The organism is Kitasatospora sp. NPDC058190, assembly GCF_042883685.1.
GTDB lineage: Bacteria > Actinomycetota > Actinomycetes > Streptomycetales > Streptomycetaceae > Kitasatospora.
In genome coordinates this window covers 1-16,993 of sequence record NZ_JBHVVI010000160.1, presented here as the reverse complement: position 1 = coordinate 16,993, position 16,993 = coordinate 1, and the positions used below count along the sequence as shown (strand labels likewise).

General features: G+C 71.5%; 13 protein-coding genes and 1 pseudogene. 6 read left to right on the top strand and 8 right to left on the bottom strand.

The annotated features are described in order from the left end of the window. Positions 1–41: 41 nt before the first annotated feature. From ACFVWU_RS40615 to ACFVWU_RS40600, 4 genes are read right to left on the bottom strand one after another with little or no spacing between them, the layout of a single operon-like run. Complete coding sequence (locus ACFVWU_RS40615; protein WP_387630735.1) at positions 42–1,148, bottom strand: ROK family glucokinase; 1,107 nt, start codon at positions 1,146–1,148, stop codon at positions 42–44. Further along, the gene (locus ACFVWU_RS40610; RefSeq protein ID WP_387630734.1) at positions 1,145–2,002 is read right to left on the bottom strand and encodes an ATP-binding cassette domain-containing protein; all 858 of its coding nucleotides are present in this window, start codon (positions 2,000–2,002) and stop codon (positions 1,145–1,147) included. Before ACFVWU_RS40610 ends, ACFVWU_RS40615 begins: the two co-directional genes overlap by 4 nt. Beyond that, on the bottom strand, positions 1,999–3,045 hold the full coding sequence (locus ACFVWU_RS40605; protein WP_387630732.1) for an ABC transporter permease: 1,047 nt from the start codon (positions 3,043–3,045) through the stop codon (positions 1,999–2,001). The genes ACFVWU_RS40610 and ACFVWU_RS40605 overlap by 4 nt, the downstream gene beginning before the upstream one ends. After that, on the bottom strand, positions 3,042–4,061 hold the full coding sequence (locus tag ACFVWU_RS40600) for a substrate-binding domain-containing protein (RefSeq protein ID WP_387630731.1): 1,020 nt from the start codon (positions 4,059–4,061) through the stop codon (positions 3,042–3,044). The genes ACFVWU_RS40605 and ACFVWU_RS40600 overlap by 4 nt, the downstream gene beginning before the upstream one ends. Before the next feature lie 310 nt (positions 4,062–4,371). Here ACFVWU_RS40600 and ACFVWU_RS40595 point away from each other — a divergent pair, with 310 nt between their 5' ends. Then, the gene (locus ACFVWU_RS40595; protein ID WP_387630729.1) at positions 4,372–5,511 is read left to right on the top strand and encodes an alpha/beta hydrolase; all 1,140 of its coding nucleotides are present in this window, start codon (positions 4,372–4,374) and stop codon (positions 5,509–5,511) included. A 77-nt stretch (positions 5,512–5,588) separates the two neighbouring features. Here the strand turns inward: ACFVWU_RS40595 and ACFVWU_RS40590 are convergent, their stop codons facing one another. Next, positions 5,589–7,196, bottom strand: coding sequence for a PucR family transcriptional regulator (locus ACFVWU_RS40590; RefSeq protein WP_387630726.1), 1,608 nt, complete (start codon positions 7,194–7,196; stop codon positions 5,589–5,591). 425 nt (positions 7,197–7,621) lie between these two features. Between ACFVWU_RS40590 and ACFVWU_RS40585 the strand changes: the two genes are divergently transcribed. The 5 genes from ACFVWU_RS40585 to ACFVWU_RS40565 all read left to right on the top strand — a co-directional run bounded on the left by ACFVWU_RS40585 (position 7,622) and on the right by ACFVWU_RS40565 (position 14,440). Beyond that, positions 7,622–8,509, top strand: a complete 888-nt coding sequence (locus tag ACFVWU_RS40585; RefSeq protein WP_387630723.1) for an FAD binding domain-containing protein — start codon at positions 7,622–7,624, stop codon at positions 8,507–8,509. After that, entirely contained in the window at positions 8,506–8,994 is a 489-nt protein-coding gene (locus ACFVWU_RS40580; RefSeq protein ID WP_387630720.1) for a (2Fe-2S)-binding protein, read from the top strand. The genes ACFVWU_RS40585 and ACFVWU_RS40580 overlap by 4 nt, the downstream gene beginning before the upstream one ends. After that, a complete protein-coding gene (pucD, locus tag ACFVWU_RS40575; RefSeq protein WP_387630718.1) occupies positions 8,991–11,357 on the top strand; it encodes a xanthine dehydrogenase subunit D in 2,367 nt (788 codons plus the stop codon). The genes ACFVWU_RS40580 and pucD overlap by 4 nt, the downstream gene beginning before the upstream one ends. Before the next feature lie 307 nt (positions 11,358–11,664). Continuing rightward, positions 11,665–13,149 (top strand): NCS2 family permease, encoded by a 1,485-nt coding sequence (locus ACFVWU_RS40570; RefSeq protein ID WP_387630715.1) that lies wholly within the window; start codon positions 11,665–11,667, stop codon positions 13,147–13,149. Positions 13,150–13,258: 109 nt separating this feature from the next. Then, positions 13,259–14,440 carry an XdhC family protein gene (locus ACFVWU_RS40565; RefSeq protein ID WP_387630714.1) on the top strand — a complete coding sequence of 394 codons (1,182 nt, stop codon included), beginning with the start codon at positions 13,259–13,261 and terminating at the stop codon, positions 14,438–14,440. Between the two features lie 285 nt (positions 14,441–14,725). Here the strand turns inward: ACFVWU_RS40565 and ACFVWU_RS40560 are convergent, their stop codons facing one another. From ACFVWU_RS40560 to ACFVWU_RS40550, 3 genes and pseudogenes are all read right to left on the bottom strand, one after another. Then, complete coding sequence (locus ACFVWU_RS40560) at positions 14,726–15,421, bottom strand: hypothetical protein (RefSeq protein ID WP_387630712.1); 696 nt, start codon at positions 15,419–15,421, stop codon at positions 14,726–14,728. A 218-nt stretch (positions 15,422–15,639) separates the two neighbouring features. Beyond that, on the bottom strand, positions 15,640–15,942 hold the full coding sequence (locus ACFVWU_RS40555) for a hypothetical protein (protein ID WP_387630711.1): 303 nt from the start codon (positions 15,940–15,942) through the stop codon (positions 15,640–15,642). 24 nt (positions 15,943–15,966) lie between these two features. Further along, positions 15,967–16,958 (bottom strand): annotated as a pseudogene (locus tag ACFVWU_RS40550) (IS630 family transposase). Positions 16,959–16,993: the final 35 nt, after the last annotated feature.

Here is a 16,993-nt window from a genome sequence, read left to right as displayed (position 1 = left end):
CCTCGGGGGCGGAGACGCCCCGCCCCCGAGGCGCCCCGCCCCTACAGCGTGCTGCGCTCCACCCGCCGCCGCTTGATGGTGCGGAAGCGGCGGGCGACCTGACGGGCCAGGTCGGCGGCGCCGACGAGCCCGGCCTCGTTGCCCAGCGCGGCGTGGACGATGGTGGCCTCGGGGCGGAAGCCGCGGCCGGTGAGGGTGCGGCGGAAGGTGTCGCGGGCCGGCCCGATGAGGAGGTCGCCGGCCTCGGAGACGCCTCCGCCGATGACGAAGCGGCCCGGGTCCAGGGCGGCGGCGAGGTTGGCGATGCCCACGCCCAGCCAGGTGCCGACCTCGTAGAGCAGCTCGGTCGCGGTCGGGTCGCCGTCCTGGGCGGCCTCCGTGACCAACGGCCCGGTGATGCCCTCGACCGTGCCGCCCGCCCGGGCGAGCAGCGGCTGCACCACCGGGGACTCCTCGGCGACCAGCTCACGGGCGTCCCGTACCAGCGCGTTGCCGGAGGAGTACTGCTCCCAGCAGCCCCTATTGCCGCACGGGCAGCGGTGGCCGCCGGGCACCACCTGCATGTGCCCGAACTCGCCCGCCAGGCCGAACTTGCCCCGGTCGACGTAGCCGTCCCGGACGACCGCGCCGCCGATGCCGGTGCCCAGGGTGAGCATCACCATGTGGTCCTCGCCGCGCCCCGCGCCGAAGCGCCACTCGGCCCAGGCGGCCGCGTTGGCGTCGTTCTCCACGATCACCGGGAAGCGCAGCCGCTCGCTGAGCACCTGCTGGAGCGGCTCGTTGCGCCAGTTGAGGTGCGGGGCGAAGAGCACCCGGGAGCGGTCGGCGTCGACCCAGCCGGCCGCGCCGATGCCGACCGCGTGGACGTCGTGCCGGTCGGCGAGCTGCAGCACCAGCTCGACGATGACGTCCTCGACGACCTTGGGGCTCTTGCTCTTGTGGGGAGTGTCGGTGCGCAGCTTCTCCAGCACCTTGCCCTCACCGTCGACGACTCCCGCGACGACCTTGGTGCCACCGATGTCGACGCCGATGGTGGGCAGCCGCAGTATGCCCGCGGGCAGGGCGCGGCGCCGGCGCTCGGCGCGCGGGCCGAGGCCGAGCAGGGTGGGCAGGACGGCCGGCCGGGTGCTGCCTTGGGGGCTGGTCACGGCTGCGGACGCTCCTCACGGGAATCTCGGGGGTCACTGGAATCGCGGGGATCGGGGCCGATGCGGGGCTCGGCGGAACCCGGCCGGGCCAGCTCGTGCGAGAGCTCGGCGAGGTCGGAGCCGCCCGCCATCTCGGTGGTGAGCTGCTCCAGGCCGATCTCGGCACGCGGGTGGCTGCCGGCCATCCGCCCTCGCTTGAGCAGGGTGAAGTGGTCCCCGACCAGGTGGGCGTGGTGCGGGTTGTGGGTGATCAGGACGACCCCGAGCCCGGCGTCGCGGGCCGCGGTGACGTACTTGAGCACCACCCCGGACTGCTTGACGCCGAGCGCCGCGGTCGGCTCGTCCAGGATGAGCACCTTGGCGCCGAAGTGCACGGCACGGGCGATCGCCACGCACTGGCGCTGGCCCCCGGAGAGGGTGCCGATCGGCCGGTCGACGTCGTGCAGGTCGATGCCCATCCTGGCGAGCGCCTCGCGGGTGGTGGCCCGCATGCCGTCGGCGTCCAGCCGCAGGCCGCCCCAGCGGCGCATGCCCCGCTCGGAGCCGAGGAAGAAGTTGCGCCAGACCGGCATCAGCGGGACGACCGCGAGGTCCTGGTAGACGGTGGCGATGCCGCGGTCCAGGGCCTGGCGCGGGGAGTCGAGGCGGACCTCCTCACCGCCGACGGTGTAGCGGCCCTCGTCGTGCTGGTGCAGCCCGGCGATGATCTTGATCAGGGTGGACTTGCCGGCCCCGTTGTCGCCCAGCACGCAGCTGATCTCGCCGGCCCGCAGGGTCAGCGAGACGTCCCGCAGCGCCCGGACCGTCCCGTAGGTCTTGCCGACGCCTTCCAGAGACAGCAGCTCGGTACTCATCGCGGCCCCCGTTCCGCCCGGCGCTTGACGTAGGCGTTGAGCAGCGCGGCCAGCAGCAGCATCGCGCCGAGGAAGAACTTGAACCAGTCCGGGTTCCACTGGGCGTAGATGATCCCCTTGCTGGCCATCCCGAAGATCAGCGCGCCGAGCGCGGAGCCGACCACCGAGCCGTAGCCGCCGGTGATCAGGCAGCCGCCGATGACCGCCGCGACGATGTAGATCAGCTCGTTGCCGACGCCCTCGCCGGACTGCACGGTGTCGAAGGAGAACAGCAGGTGCTGCCCGAGCACCCAGGCACCGAAGCCGACGCCCAGGTAGAGCACCGTCTTGGTCCGGGCCACCGGCACGCCGACCGCGCGGGCGGCGGCCGCGTCGCCGCCGACGGCGAAGATCCAGTTGCCGAAGCGGGTGCGCAGCAGCACCCAGCTGCCGACCGCGAGCAGGCCGAGCCACCACCAGACGGTGGCCTTGACGGTCAGTCCGCCGACGGTGACCTCGGAGGCGAACAGCCAGCGGCAGGACTCGAAGCCCTGCATGTCCGCGATCGACTTGGTGGAGACCGTTCCGGAGATCGCCTTGGTGACGCCCAGGTTGGCGCCGGTCAGCATCAGGAAGGTGCCCAGGGTGACGATGAAGCTGGGCAGCTTGGTGCGGCCGAGCATCCAGCCGTTGAACCAGCCGATCGCCAGCGTGGTCGCCAGCGAGACCAGGACGCCGACCCAGGTGACCGCGGTGAACTGGTACGAGACCATCGAGGAGGTCAGCGCGGCGGTGGTGACCAGGACGCCGGCCGACAGGTCGAACTCGCCGCCGATCATCAGCAGCGAGACCGGTACGGCCATGATCCCGATGGTGGACGCCGCGTAGAGCACGGTGCCGAGCGAGGAGACCCGCAGGAAGGGCTCGGCGGTGGTGGCGAAGACCGCGAACACCGCGACGGCGGCGATCAGCGAGCCGAGCTCCGGGCGGGCGAGGATCCGTCGCAGGGCCGCCGGGCGGTCCTGGAGCAGGCCGTCCTGGGCGAGGAGGTCGGGGGTGCTCACCTGGTCCCCCTCGCGACGTACTCGGCGAGCGCGTCGGCGTTGTCCTTGGTCAGGATCTGCGGGCCGGTCGCGACGGGCTTGCCACCGCCGAGCATGTCCAGGTTGGACTTGTACAGCCAGAGCAGGTCGACGCCCTCGTAGCCCTGGAGGTAGGGCTGCTGGTCGACGGCGAAGCCGACGCTGCCGGACTTGAGGCCGGCCACCACCTGCTGGCCGAGGTCGAAGGTGTCCAGCTCGACGTTCCGGTGGGTGTCCTGGACGGCCTGCAGCCCGGTGGCGGCCATCGGGCCGGAGAGGGTGAGCACGGTGTCGATGCCCGGGTCGGACTGCAGCTTGGCGGAGATCGCGGCGCGGGCGTCGGGCATGTCGACGCCGTTGACGTAGAGCACCTGGAAGGCGGCGCCGGCCTTGGACTGGGCGCCGGCGCAGCGCTGCTCCTGACCGACGTTGCCCTGCTCGTGGATCACGCACAGCACGTTCTTGCGGCCGCGGGAGGCCAGCTCCGCGCCGGCCGCCTGGCCGGCCGTGGTCTCGTCCTGGCCGATGTGGGTGAGCGCTCCGAACTTGGCGGAGAACTCCTGGCCGGAGTTGATGGTGATCACGGGGATGCCGGCCGCCTTGGCCTTGCCGAGGACGTCGGCCATGGCGTCGCCCTTGGCGAGGGTGACCAGCAGGCCGTCGACCTTCTGGTCGATGGCGGCCTGGACGAGCTGGACCTGGTTCTGGGTCTGCGCGTCGTTGGAGTACAGGAAGGTGATGTTGTCCTTGGCGGCGGCCTGCTCGGCGCCCTTGCGCACGCTGTCCCAGAAGGCGTCGCCGGCGCCGGCGTGGGTCACCATGGCGACCTTCCACCGCGGGGTGGTGACGGCGCTGCCGCCGGCGGCCGCGGCCTTGGCGCGGGCCTCCTCGGCGCGTCTGCCTCCGGTACTGCTGCAACCGGCCGCGGTGACCGCGAGGGCCAGGACGGCGCACACGGGCCAGAAGCGGCGGGACGGGCGAAAGCGGGTTGTGCTCATCCCCATAGTCTCTCTGGCCCGGCTGCGGGCGATCGCACCGCCTCGCCCAGCGGCGCGTACCGCGCGGGAGGTAAGGTGCCCCGGGGGACCTTCCTGGTAGTTCGCTGAACATCTGGTCCGGACCACGGCCGTCCGGGTGGCAGACTAGGCGCCGATCCGAAGCTGGGGCATCACCACAACGTGATGTTCCTCTCAGGTTCCGCACAGATTCGGACGGCAACCGATCACCGGTTCTCAGCCGTCTGATGCCATTGACGTGCGTCCGGGCGAGTGGGGCCCGGGCGGCGAGCGACCCGGATACGAGAACTTGATGGAACTGACAGGTACGCCATTCTTCATCCTCACCGTCATCCTTGTGCCGGTCTCCATCACAGTGGCGTTGCTGTTCTGGGGGAAGGTGCGCGGCCCCCATCCGGTGCGGGTCCTCTCCCGGATCGTCATGATCATGTTCTGTCAGGTCACGGCCGTGCTGATGGTCTTCGTGATGGTCAACAACGCCAACCTGATCTACGGCAACTGGGACGACCTGCTCGGCACCGGTGACCACGTCCGCGCGGTGCCCTCGGTGCCGCCGGCGGACCCGGCCGGGGGCAACGCCCAGAACGGCCAGTCCGGCGACGCCGGCAAGCAGCCCCCGAAGGTGCTGCAGAAGTTCGGCGGCGTGAACGACCCGGCGGTGCCCGGCGACGTCCAGAAGACCGACCTCAAGGGCCAGGTCTCCGGTGTCGACGGCGAGGTGCTGGTCTGGCTGCCGCCGCAGTACAACGATCCGGCGTTCAAGGACAAGAAGTTCCCGGTGGTCGAGCTGATCCCGGGATACCCCGGCTCCTCCTCCACCTGGTACGGCACCCTCAAGGTGTCCGAGCAGCTCAAGCCGCTGATGCAGCAGGGCAAGATCGCGCCGTTCATCCTGGTCTCGCCGCGCACGCTGCTGCTGGGCAGCCACCAGGACGCGGGCTGCACCGACATCCCCGGCAAGATCAACGCCGACGCCTGGATCACCCGTGACGTCCCGCAGATGGTGATGGACAACTTCCGCGCCGACCCGTCCGCGGACCGCTGGGCGATCGCCGGCTACTCGGCCGGCGCCCACTGCGCCGCCAAGCTCTCGCTGGCCCACCCGAACCGCTACCGCGCCGGCATCGCGATGTCCGGCTACAACGACCCGGCGAGCGAGCCGGACTCGCTGGTCGGCAAGGACGCGAAGCTGCGCGAGGCCAACAACCCGGTCAACATCCTCAAGACCGCCCAGCAGCCGCCGAAGGTCGCCCTGCTGGTCAGCGGCGCCAAGGGCGACGGCTACGAGGACGGCCAGGCGATCGCCGCCGTGGCCAAGGACCCGACCAAGGTCCAGGTCGAGGAGAGCACCGGCCCGCACACCACCGACATGTGGAAGAAGATGGTCCCCAGCGCCTTCGAGTGGCTGACCACGATCATCCCGGCGCAGTAGCCGACCGCCGGCACAGCCGGGGGCCCGCCGCGAACGTTTCGCGGCGGGCCCTCGGCGTTCTCCCGGGCCGGGTGCCGTCAGGCCAGCTCCAGCGCCAGGTAGAAGTCCACCCGGTCCTCCAGCCGGGAGAGGTCCCGCCCGGTCAACTCCTCGATCCGGCCGATCCGGTAGCGCAGGGTGTTGACGTGGACGTGCAGCTGCCCGGCGCAGCGGGTCCAGGAGCCGTCCGAGCGCAGGAAGGCCTCCAGGGTGCGCACCAGGTCCGCCTGGTGCTCGAGGTCGTACGCGATCACCTTGTCCAGCAGCCGGCTGCGGAAGGCGCGGCGGACCTCGTCCGGGACGGCGGCCAGCAGCAGCACGTGCGAGGCCAGTTCCTCGGGACCGGCCACGCAGACCCGGCCGACCCGGGCGGCGGCGATCCGGCGGGCGTGCCGGGCCTCCTCCAGGGCCCCGCGCAGGCCGCCGGCCTCGGAGGCGGGGGCGGAGACGCCGAGGGTGATCCGCCCCTCCGAGCCGAGTCCGGCCTCCAGCGGGGCGAGCAGGTCGCGCAGGGTGTCGGCGGGCACCGGGCTGTCCAGAGCGGGCAGCACCACCACGGCGCCGTTGCCCGACCCGGCGACCAGCGCGCGGTCGGTGGTGCCGCCGAGCGCCTCCTCCAGGACGGCCCGCACCATGCCGTCCGGCAGGCCGGTGCCCTCGGCGCTGAGCACCAGCCAGGAGTCCTCCTGGGACTGGGACTTGGGCTCGGGGCTCTCGTAGCGGGCGGCCATCGCCGAGGAGGCGTACAGGGTGCGGCTGATCTCCGCCGGGTCGGCGTCGCGGCGCAGCAGGGCGAGCAGTTCGTCGGCCAGGCGGCGGCGCAGTCGGCGGCCCTCGTCCCGGCGGTGGCGTTCGGCGGCGACCAGCCGGGCCAGGTTGTCGGCGAGCTGCTGGCGCTTGGTGGTCCACTCGGTGACGTCGCCGGCGATTGCGAGCAGCCAGTCGGCCAGCAGCGAACCGGCCTGTGGCGCCTCGTGCTCGGCGGAGGCCGCGGCGGGCAGCAGCGAGTAGGCGCCGCCGGCCAGTCGGGCCCGGTGCGGGGGGCGGCGGCGCTGGCGCTGGGCGGCGAGGTGGGCGCGGACCAGCTGGTCGCGGTCCTCGGCGGTGAGCCGGTCGGCGGGGCCGGCGATCACCGCGCCGGTCGGGGTGAGCACCCAGCAGTCCAGGTCGAGGTCACCGCCGAGCAGGTCCAGCACGGCGTCCAGCCCGCCGCCGCCGGCCGCCGAGACCAGCAGCCGGTGCCGGTCGACCAGGGCGGCGAGGTCGGCGGCGCGGTCGGCGGAGACCTGACGGCCGATGAACTCGGTGACGGTGCCGAAGGCGATGTCGTCGGGGACGGCCAGCAGCGGCATCCGGTGCCGGCGGCAGGCCTCGACCAGGTCCTCGGGCACCGGGCCGACCTCGGCCTCGCCGGCCGCCAGGGCGACCGCGCCGCCGGCCGCGATGGTCCGGACGAAGCGCTCGGAGTCGGCCGGGCCGCCGCGCCAGAGCATCCCGGTGAGCACCAGCTCGCCGCCGTGCAGGTAGCGGCCGGGGTCGTGCAGGTCCGTGGTCATCACACCGCTGACCTGCCGGTCCAGCTCCTCCTCGGCCGCGAGCAGGCGCAGTCGCGGGGCGCCGGGGGCGAGCAGGTCACGGACACGCATCCGCGGACTCCTTACGGGGGCTGGACCAGAAGGCTGGAACAGGGGCTGGAACAGGGGGCTGGAACAGGGCTGGAACGGCGGCTGGGACGGGGATCAGGGGGGGCTGATCGGGGGGAAGCGTTGGTCGGACGTCCGGTCCGGGGGTGACAGTGTGCCCGAACATCAGTGCTCGGCGTTACGTACCAGCGGGTCGCCGGGTCACGAGCCCGTAGACCGTCCGTCACGGCCGGATTACGGTCGTAGGTAGCACTCGGCGAACACCTGGGCTGCGGGATTGTCTCCCTTAGAGGAACGTACAGGATGCCGGGCGGGACCACAGCCGGGGCTTCATGCCATCGGTGACTGCCAGTGGCCCCCGTCACAGGAGTTCACTGGGCGGCACGCCACCGGACACCCGGTCGGCGAAGACTTGAGGAGACACCCGCATGGAGTTCCTTCGGCCCGCCACCTGGGACGAGGCTCTCGCGGCGAAGGCTGAGTACCCGACCGCGCTGCCCATCGCGGGTGGCACGGACGTCATGGTCGAGCTGAACTTCGACGTGCACCGGCCATCCGCGATTCTCGACCTGAACCGCGTCACCGAGCTCACCGAATGGACGAACGACGGCGACGTCGTCCGGCTCGGCGCCTCCGTCCCGTACGCCCGGATCATCGCGGAGCTGTCCGGGCCGCTGCCCGGGCTCGCGCTGGCGGCCCACACCGTCGGCTCGCCGCAGATCCGCAACCGCGGCGGCGTCGGCGGCAACCTGGGCGCGGCCTCCCCGGCCGGCGACTCCCACCCGGCGCTGCTGGCAGCCGGGCGGGACGTGTTCGTCGAGGCGGCCTCGGTGCGCGGCACCCGGTTGATCCCGATCGACGAGTTCTACGTCGGCGTCAAGCGCAACTGCCTGGAGGCGGACGAGCTGATCCGGGCCGTGCACATCCCGGTCGCGGACGGCCCGCAGCAGTTCTCGAAGATCGGCACCCGCAACGCCATGGTGATCGCGGTCTGCGCGTTCGGCTTCGCCCTGCACCCCAGGAACGGAACCGTCGGCACCGGTATCGGTTCGGCTGCCCCCACGCCGCGCCGCGCCGTCGAGGCCGAGGAGTACCTGCAGGGCGTGCTCGCAGAGCGCGGACTCTGGCAGTCCGGCGAGCTGCTGGGCACCGAGGTGATCCAGCGCTTCGGCGAGCTGGTGAAGGCCGCCGCCTCCCCCATCGACGACGTCCGGGGCACCGCCGACTACCGGCGGCACGCGCTGGCCGTGATGGCCCGCCGCACCCTCACGTGGTGTTGGAACGACTACAGCAAGCAGATCAGGAGCGCGGCATGAGGGTCACGTTCACCGCCAACGGCAAGCCGGTCGAGGCCGACGACGTGTGGGAGGGCGAGAGCCTGCTCTACGTGCTGCGCGAGCGCGTCGGCCTGCCGGGCTCGAAGAACGCCTGTGAGCAGGGCGAGTGCGGCTCGTGCACCGTCTACCTGGACGGCGTGCCGGTCTGCTCCTGCCTGGTCGCGGCCGGCCAGGTGCAGGACCGCGAGGTGCGCACGGTCGAGGGTCTGGCCGAGGAGGACGGCGAACTGGGCCTGGTCCAGCAGGCGTTCATCGACGCCGGCGCGGTCCAGTGCGGCTTCTGCACCCCGGGGCTGCTGGTGCAGACCGACGCGCTGCTGGAGCGCGACGCGCAGCCGAGCGACAACGACATCCGCGAGGCGCTGTCGGGCAACCTGTGCCGCTGCACCGGCTACGAGAAGATCATGGACGCGGTGCGGCTCGCCTCCGCCCGCAAGTGCGCCGGTGAGGGGGCCTCGGCATGAACACCAGGACCATCCAGGGCCAGAAGAACCTGCAGAACATCAACCAGGCGTCCAAGGACGGCATCGGCGGCTCGCCGCTGCGCCCGGACGGCAACCTGAAGGTCAAGGGCGAGTTCGCGTACTCGTCGGACCTGTGGCACGAGGACATGCTGTGGGGTATGGCGCTGCGCTCGCCGCACCCCCGGGCGAACATCCTCTCGGTGGACATCTCCGAGGCGCTCAAGGTGCCCGGCGTCTACGCGGTGCTGACCCACGAGGACATCCCCGGCTCCAAGTACTACGGCCTGGAGATCCAGGACCAGCCGGCCCTGGCCATCGACAAGATCCGGTACCACGGCGAGGCGATCGCGCTGGTCGCCGCCGACCATCCGGAGACGGCCCGCCGCGCGGTGAAGAAGATCAAGGTCGAGTACGAGGTGCTCACCCCGATCGTCACCGAGGAGCAGTGCCTGGACCCGGAGACCCACGGGTACGTGCACGAGCCGCACGAGTACAAGTCGCACGCGTACGGCAACATCTGCCACGAGCAGAAGCTGGTCTCCGGCCTCGGCGTGACCGACGAGGTGCGGGCGATGGCGGACGTCATCGTCAGCGGCGACTACGAGGTCGGCATGCAGGACCAGGCCTTCCTCGGCCCCGAGTCCGGCCTCGCGGTGCCCGCCGAGGACGGCGGCATCGACCTCTACATCGCCACCCAGTGGCTGCACGTGGACCGCGAGCAGATGGCCCCGGTGCTGGACCTCCCGGAGGAGAAGGTCCGGCTCACCCTGGCCGGCGTCGGCGGCGCCTTCGGCGGCCGCGAGGACATCTCGATGCAGATCCACGCCTGCCTGCTGGCCCAGCACACCAACAAGCCCGTCAAGATCGTCTACTCCCGGGACGAGTCGTTCTACGGCCACGTCCACCGCCACCCGGCTCGGATGCACTACGAGCACGGCGCGACCCGGGACGGCAAGCTGGTCTTCGCCGACTGCCGGATCGTGCTGGACGGCGGCGCGTACGCCTCCGCCTCCCCCGCCGTGGTCGGCAACGCGGCCTCGCTGGGACACGGCCCGTACGTGATCCCGAACGTCGGGATGCACGCCATCGCGCTCTACAGCAACAACCCGTCCTGCGGGGCGATGCGCGGCTTCGGCGCGGTGCAGGCGGCGTTCGGCTACGAGTCGCAGATGGACAAGCTGGCGGCCGAACTCGGCATGGACCCGGTGGAGCTGCGGCAGCTGAACGCGATGTCGGAGGGCGACTTCATGCCCACCGGCCAGCAGATCGACTCGCCCGCGCCGGTGGCCGAACTGCTGCGCCGCGCCAAGGAGATGCCGCTGCCGCCGCCGCTGGACACCGCGCACCTGGACGTCCGCGCGCTGCCCGGCGCGCTGTCCAACACCTCGCACGGCGAGGGCATCGTGCGCGGCGTCGGCTACTCGGTCGGCATCAAGAACGTCGGCTTCTCCGAGGGCTTCGACGACTACTCCACCGCCCGGGTGCGCCTGGAGGTGATCGGCGGTGAGCCGGTCGCCATGGTGCACACCGCGATGGCCGAGGTCGGCCAGGGCGGCGTCACCGTGCACGCCCAGATCGCCCGCACCGAGCTGGGCGTCGAGCAGGTCACCATCCACCCGGCCAACACCGAGGTGGGGTCGGCCGGTTCGACCTCCGCGTCGCGCCAGACCTACATGACCGGCGGCGCGGTGAAGCTGGCCGCCGAGGCCGTCCGGCGGGAGCTGGTCGAGAAGGGCCGCCGGCGCTACGGCTGGACCCACAAGGACATCACGCTGGCCGGCGGCAAGGTCGTCTCGGAGAGCGCCGGTGTGCTGGTCTCCATGGTGGACCTGCTCGGCGACGAGGCCATCGACCTCACCCGCGAGCACCACCACCGGCCCACCCAGGCCTTCGACAAGGAGACCGGCCAGGGCTTCGGCCACGTCCAGTACACCTTCTGCGCCAACCGCGCGGTGGTGGACGTGGACGTGGAGCTGGGCCTGGTCAAGGTGGTCGAGCTGACCGCCGTCCAGGACGTCGGCAAGGCGCTCAACCCGCTCTCCGTGGTCGGCCAGATCCAGGGCGGCTGCACCCAGGCGCTCGGGCTCGCGGTGATGGAGGAGATCATCGTCCGGGACGGCAAGGTGCGCAACGCCTCCTTCACCGACTACCTGATCCCCACCATCCTGGACACTCCCCCGATCCCGGTGGACGTCCTCGAACTTCCCGACCCGCACGCCCCGTACGGGCTGCGCGGCGTCGGCGAGGCGCCGACCGTGTCGGCGACGCCCTCGATCGTGGCGGCCATCCGCAACGCCACGGGCCTGGCACTCAACCGGATCCCGGTCCGCCCCGAGCACCTGACCACCGAACAGCCCGGCTGATCCCGGCAGTTCGACCTCCGGGAGCACGACCCCCGGAGGGCTCCGGATGCCTCCGCAGCCCTCCGGACGTACGGACCTCCCCGGGGCGGTGACGCGTCTTCCCCACCGCCCCGGGGGCCTCCCCCACCCGCTGCCCTGCCCACGCCGGGGTTCCGCAGTGGTGCGCACCACCCTCATCTGCACCGCTGGCACTCCCCGACGAGTGCCCCCCCACAGTGAGTCGATACCGTCCCCCTGTGCCAACTTCGTTGACTGGCAGTCAGGTCGGCTCGCCCACCCCAACCCCCTTTGACACTTGGGAGTGGACATGACCAGGATCCCCACGGAGCCCGGCACCACCGAAGCAGACAGACCCGCCGAGGACGAGCCCCACCCCTCGTCCCCGGCGCCACGCCCGAACGGCGCGCTCGACGCGTACTTCAAGATCTCGGCCCGCGGCTCGACCCTCGCCAACGAACTGCGCGGCGGTCTGACCACGTTCATGGCGATGGCGTACATCATCCTGCTCAACCCGCTGATCCTCAGCGGCGCGGACGTCAACGGCGTCAAGCTCGACCACGCCGCGCTGACCACCGCCACCGCGCTCGCGGCCGCCGTCACCACCCTCCTGATGGGCCTGGTCGGCAACGTGCCGCTGGCCCTGGCGGCAGGGCTCTCCGTCTCGGGCGCGGTCTCCGCGCTCGTCGTCCCCCACACCACCTGGTCGCAGGCCATGGGCCTGTGCGTGATCTACGGGCTGCTCATCGTGCTGCTGGTGGTCTCCGGGCTGCGCGAGAAGATCATGAACGGCATCCCGCTGCCGCTCAAGCACGCGATCACCATCGGCATCGGCCTGTTCGTCACGATCATCGGCCTCTACAAGGCCGGCTTCATGCACACCGGCGGCCCCACCCCGCTCTCGCTCGGCCCGGCCGGCGAGCTGACCGGCTGGCCGGTGCTGATTTTCTGCGCCACCCTGCTGGCCGTCTTCGTCCTGATGGCGCGCGGCATCCGGGGCGCGATCCTGATCGGCATCGCCGGCGGCACCGTGCTCGCGATGATCGTCAACAAGGTCGCCCACGTGCCGGCCTCGGCCTGGAAGAACTCCGTCCCGGTGTGGCCAGGCAGCCCGGTCTCCGCGCCCGACTTCAGCCTGTTCGGCCACGTCGACCTGTTCGGTGCCTTCGGCAGCCACGGCATGGGCGCGATCAGCGCCTCGGTCGCGGTGTTCACCCTCGTCCTGGCCGGCTTCTTCGACGCGATGGCCACCATCATCGGCGTCGGCACCGAGGCCGGACTGGCCGACAAGCAGGGCCGGATGCCCGGCCTGTCCAAGGCGCTGTTCATCGACGGCGCCGGCGGCGCGGTCGGCGGCCTGGCGGGCGCGTCCGGCCAGACGGTCTTCGTCGAGTCCGCGACCGGGGTGGGCGACGGCGCCCGGACCGGCCTCGCCTCCACCGTCACCGGCGGACTGTTCGCCCTGATGCTGTTCTTCTCGCCGCTGGCCGGCATCGTCCCGGTCGAGGTCGCCTCCGCCGCCCTGGTGGTGATCGGCTCGATGATGATGAGCCAGGCCCGGCACATCGACTGGTCCGACCGCGAGGTCGCCATCCCGGCCTTCCTGACCTGCGTGCTGATGCCGTTCACGTACAGCATCACCGCGGGCGTCGCGGCCGGCGTCATCTCGTACTCGGTCATCAAGGCCGGCCAGGGCAAATGGCGCGAGCCCGGGCTGCTGATGTGGATCCTCACCGCGGTCTTCGTGCTCTACTTCGCGCTCACTCCGATCAAGTCCTGGCTGGGCGTGCACTAGGCACCCCGGTGCACCGGGTATCCCGGTGCACACCACCGCCGCCGTACGGGATCGTTTCCCGTACGGCGGCTCTCCCGCTACTGTCGAAACCGTGTAAGGAGCCTCAGACATGCAGGACATCGCCGAGCAGCTGCAGGCCTGGCACGCGTCCGGGCGCTCCTTCGCCGTGGCCACCGTGGTCGGCGTCTCCGGCAGTGCCCCGCGCGACCCCGGGGCGGCACTGGCCGTGGACGCGGCCGGGGAGGCGGTCGGCAGCGTCTCCGGCGGGTGCGTCGAGGGCGCGGTGTACGAGCTGTGCCAGGCCGCGATCGAGAGCGGCGAGCCGGTGCTGGAGCGCTTCGGCTACAGCGATGAGGACGCCTTCGCGGTCGGGCTGACCTGCGGCGGGATACTCGACGTGTTCGTCCAGCCGGTCGTGCCGGGGGCGGACCCCGGAATGGACGCGGGCCTCGCGTTCATCGCCGCCGGGACCCCGGTCGCGCTCGCCCGGGTGATCTCCGGACCGGCCGGACTGCTCGGCGCCACCCTCGCGGTCACCGCTGACGGCGTCCGCGGGGCGCTCTCGGTGGGGCCGTCCACCGTCGGCGCGCTGGAGCGGGCGCTCATCACCGAGGCCCGGGCGATGCTGGACGCCGGACGGACCGGCCGGATCGTGCTCGGCCTGGACGGGCGGCCCTGCGACGAGCACGAGCAGGGGGCCGTCACCTGCTTCGTCGAGTCCTACGTGCCCGCGCCCCGCATGCTGGTCTTCGGCGCGATCGACTTCGCCGCCGCCGTGGTGCGGATCGGCAAGTTCCTCGGCTACCACGTCACGGTCTGCGACGCCCGGCCCGTCTTCGCCACCACGCGCCGCTTCCCCGAGGCGGACGAGGTGGTGGTCGACTGGCCGCACCGCTACCTCGACTCCCAGCTCGGCCGGATCGACGGGCGCACCGTACTGTGCGTGCTCACCCACGACGCCAAGTTCGACATCCCGCTGCTGGAGCGCGCCCTGCGGCTGCCGGTCGGCTACGTCGGCGCGATGGGCTCGCGCCGCACCCACCGCGACCGGGAGGCCAAGCTGCGCGAGGCCGGGCTGACGGACGCCGAACTCGCCCGGCTGCGCTCCCCCATCGGCCTCGACCTGGGCTCCCGCACCCCCGAGGAGACGGCGGTCTCGGTCGCCGCCGAGATCGTCGCCCACCGGCGCGGCGGCAGCTGCCTGCCGCTGAGCGCCGGGAACGGACCGATCCACCACGACGTGGCGGCCGCTCCCGAGGACGCCGGGACGCCCCGGACGCACGCCGCCTGAGCGTCACGCTGCGTGACCGCCGGGCGGTGGGGCGCTGGAGGCGCGGACTCGTCGATGGCGGATGCCGGCGGCTGGCGGCTGGCGGCTGGCGACTGGCGGCTGGCGGCTGGCGGCTGGAGCGGACGACGGAAGGCCTCCCGGTCCCGCTCGGGGAGCGGGACCGGGAGGCCTTTCGGGTCAGCGGGACGGCGGGGTCGGCGGACCGTTCCGGGGTCCGTCGGCCCGACACCGTCGCGATGGCTGGGCCTGCCGCCGCGGACCGCTGGGATCGGGGGGTGTCGGGGACTACTGCACCTGGCAGCCGCGCTGCCAGTTCCAGCCGACGAAGGTGTGGCGCAGCTGCACGTCGAAGGTGCAGGAGTAGGTGAGGTCGGGGTTGAGGGTCAGGTACGTGTGGTGGGTGTTGTCGTACCAGTTGCCGGTGACGTCGAAGATCCCCTTGTAGGAGAAGTCCGCGTGGGCCTGGGAGTTGACCACGGCGCAGTTGGTGGTGCAGTCGTCGCTGTTGGTGGCGGAGGCCACCGACCAACCGGCGTTCCACGGCTCGCGGTTGAAGCCCTGGGTCACGGTGGTGGCCGCGGTGGTGATCTGGCCGTCAGCGGTGTTCCAGTCGGAGGTGGTGTACAGACCGGTCATCCGGATGTTGCAGCAGTCGTACATCTCGTTCGCGCTGGTGATCCGGCGGTGGCCGGTAGCGGTGGTGCCCGCCGCCAGGGCCTTGGCGGCGGCGGTGCGGGTGGTCGGGGCGGCGGCCGGGACGTAGGTCACCGGACCCTCCTGCGGCTTGCAGTCCGAGCCGATCGTCACCGTCTGCTGGACCGACATGCCCGCGGGCGGGACCGGCAGCGAGCCGGTGAGCGTCACACCGTCGCAGGTTTGGGCGCTCGGCGCAGCGGCGGCGGGTGCCGCGACGGCCCCCGGGGCCATCGCCATGAGCAGACCGGCCGCACCGAGCGCTACCGAAACCAGACGCTTCTTCACAGTCCCTGTTTCCCCTCGTGAGTTACCTGCCGGTAAGCCTAGGGTGGCCGGTCGCCGGGTCCGAGAGGGTTGGCAGGAAGCTGCAACTCCTGATGTCGCCGGGGCTGCCAGGACTGCTGGGGCCCCTGCGGCGGCAGGGGCCCCAGCGCGGTTTCAGCGTGATCTAGTGCTCTGACCGGATAGGTTCACCGGGTTGCTGCGTTCCTGCCGATGGCGGCTCAGCGATCGGCATCGGCGAGTGGTCCGGCCTTGGTGACAACTCCGGTCCACCAGTCCGGTCGATCGGTGGGCTGCCAGGAGACTTCCAGCTTTCGGTGGGTCAGCTCTTCGGCCCTGAGGTGGAGGGCAGCCTGGGCCAGCTCAGGCTCGCACGTGGGGGCGGGGTGATCGAGGTAGCCGTCGGCAATGCCGCCCGGCGCTTCGAAGTACACGGCGAACCGCCACCGGTCTGACGTGCGGTAAAGGACGAGTGTCTTCGGAGTTCCGATCGTGTGCCAGTACGGCTTCCTTCTGCTTCCCATGGAGGAAGTATTGGCAATCGCTGATCAGGCAGCGGTAGCCAGTACCCGTCCTCCCCAGCGGATGCCTTTCTCGCTGCGGATGCGGGCGCGTTCGCGGCGCTGGGCGGTGAGGACGTCGGGGTGACGGGCATTGGCGTTGCGCCAGCGCAGGTAGGCATGCAGCGCGCGGGTCTGGACCGTGTGGTTCGGATGGTTCGAGTTCGCCAGGGTGAACTACCTCAGCGGTCCGAAGTGGGCCTCGATCGGGTTCGCCCAGGAGGCGTTGGTCGGGGTGAAGCAGAGATGGACGTTGTTGTTCTTCGCCCAGCGCAGGATCCTTTTGCCGTTGTGGGCGGAGAGGTTGTCCAGGATCACGTAGACCGGGGCGCCGTCCGGGCGGGCGGCCCGGATCGAGCGGAGCGCGGCCAGGGTGTTCACGGTGTCCTTGCGGCGATGGTTGACGCCCCACAGCGTGTCGTCGCCGACCGAGTAGCAGCCGTGGAAGTAGGTGACGCCTTGGGTGCGCATGTAGGTCGCCGGGAGCCGGTCAGGGCTGCCTTGTTCGGCCCAGCAGTTGCCGGCGGTGGGGCGGATGCCGAGCGGCCCGAACTCGTCGAACGCGAAGGTGCGGTCCGGGAAGCGGTTCAGGACATGCTCAATCCGGTCGAGTTTCGCGTCGTGGTCGGGGTCGGTGGACTCCTTCCAGGTCTTGGTGCGCTGGAAGTGACGCCACGTCGGGCCAGCAGGCATCGCAGGGCCTCACGGCCGATCCTGATCACACGGCCGTGGACCTTGCGCAGGTAGGCGAGCAGTTTGCGGATGGACCAGCGGGTGAAGGGCTGCCCGAGCTTCGTCGGGCGGGTGGTGGCCGTCTGGACGACGAAGTCCTCGTCGTCAGGACTGAGATGGCGGGGACGGCCTCCCGCCCAGCGAGGGTCCAGGCAGGCCAGGCCGATCACGTTGAACCGGTGGATCACGGGGCTTCCCCCGGGAATGTGGACACCGGGTGCTATGCAGCGACGGCCAGCGTAACTGATCTCTGCTCGTAGGCGATCGGGGTCATGTGGTCGAG

Bases quoted from the DNA above. Each gene is read 5' to 3' on its own strand.
- ACFVWU_RS40610 (WP_387630734.1), bottom strand. From the start codon at position 2,002: ATGAGTACCGAGCTGCTGTCTCTGGAAGGCGTCGGCAAGACCTACGGG.
- ACFVWU_RS40600 (WP_387630731.1), bottom strand. From the start codon at position 4,061: ATGAGCACAACCCGCTTTCGCCCGTCCCGCCGCTTCTGGCCCGTGTGC.
- ACFVWU_RS40595 (WP_387630729.1), top strand. From the start codon at position 4,372: ATGGAACTGACAGGTACGCCATTCTTCATCCTCACCGTCATCCTTGTG.
- ACFVWU_RS40590 (WP_387630726.1), bottom strand. From the start codon at position 7,196: ATGCGTGTCCGTGACCTGCTCGCCCCCGGCGCCCCGCGACTGCGCCTG.
- ACFVWU_RS40585 (WP_387630723.1), top strand. From the start codon at position 7,622: ATGGAGTTCCTTCGGCCCGCCACCTGGGACGAGGCTCTCGCGGCGAAG.
- ACFVWU_RS40580 (WP_387630720.1), top strand. From the start codon at position 8,506: ATGAGGGTCACGTTCACCGCCAACGGCAAGCCGGTCGAGGCCGACGAC.
- pucD (WP_387630718.1), top strand. From the start codon at position 8,991: ATGAACACCAGGACCATCCAGGGCCAGAAGAACCTGCAGAACATCAAC.
- ACFVWU_RS40570 (WP_387630715.1), top strand. From the start codon at position 11,665: ATGACCAGGATCCCCACGGAGCCCGGCACCACCGAAGCAGACAGACCC.
- ACFVWU_RS40565 (WP_387630714.1), top strand. From the start codon at position 13,259: ATGCAGGACATCGCCGAGCAGCTGCAGGCCTGGCACGCGTCCGGGCGC.
- ACFVWU_RS40555 (WP_387630711.1), bottom strand. From the start codon at position 15,942: ATGGGAAGCAGAAGGAAGCCGTACTGGCACACGATCGGAACTCCGAAG.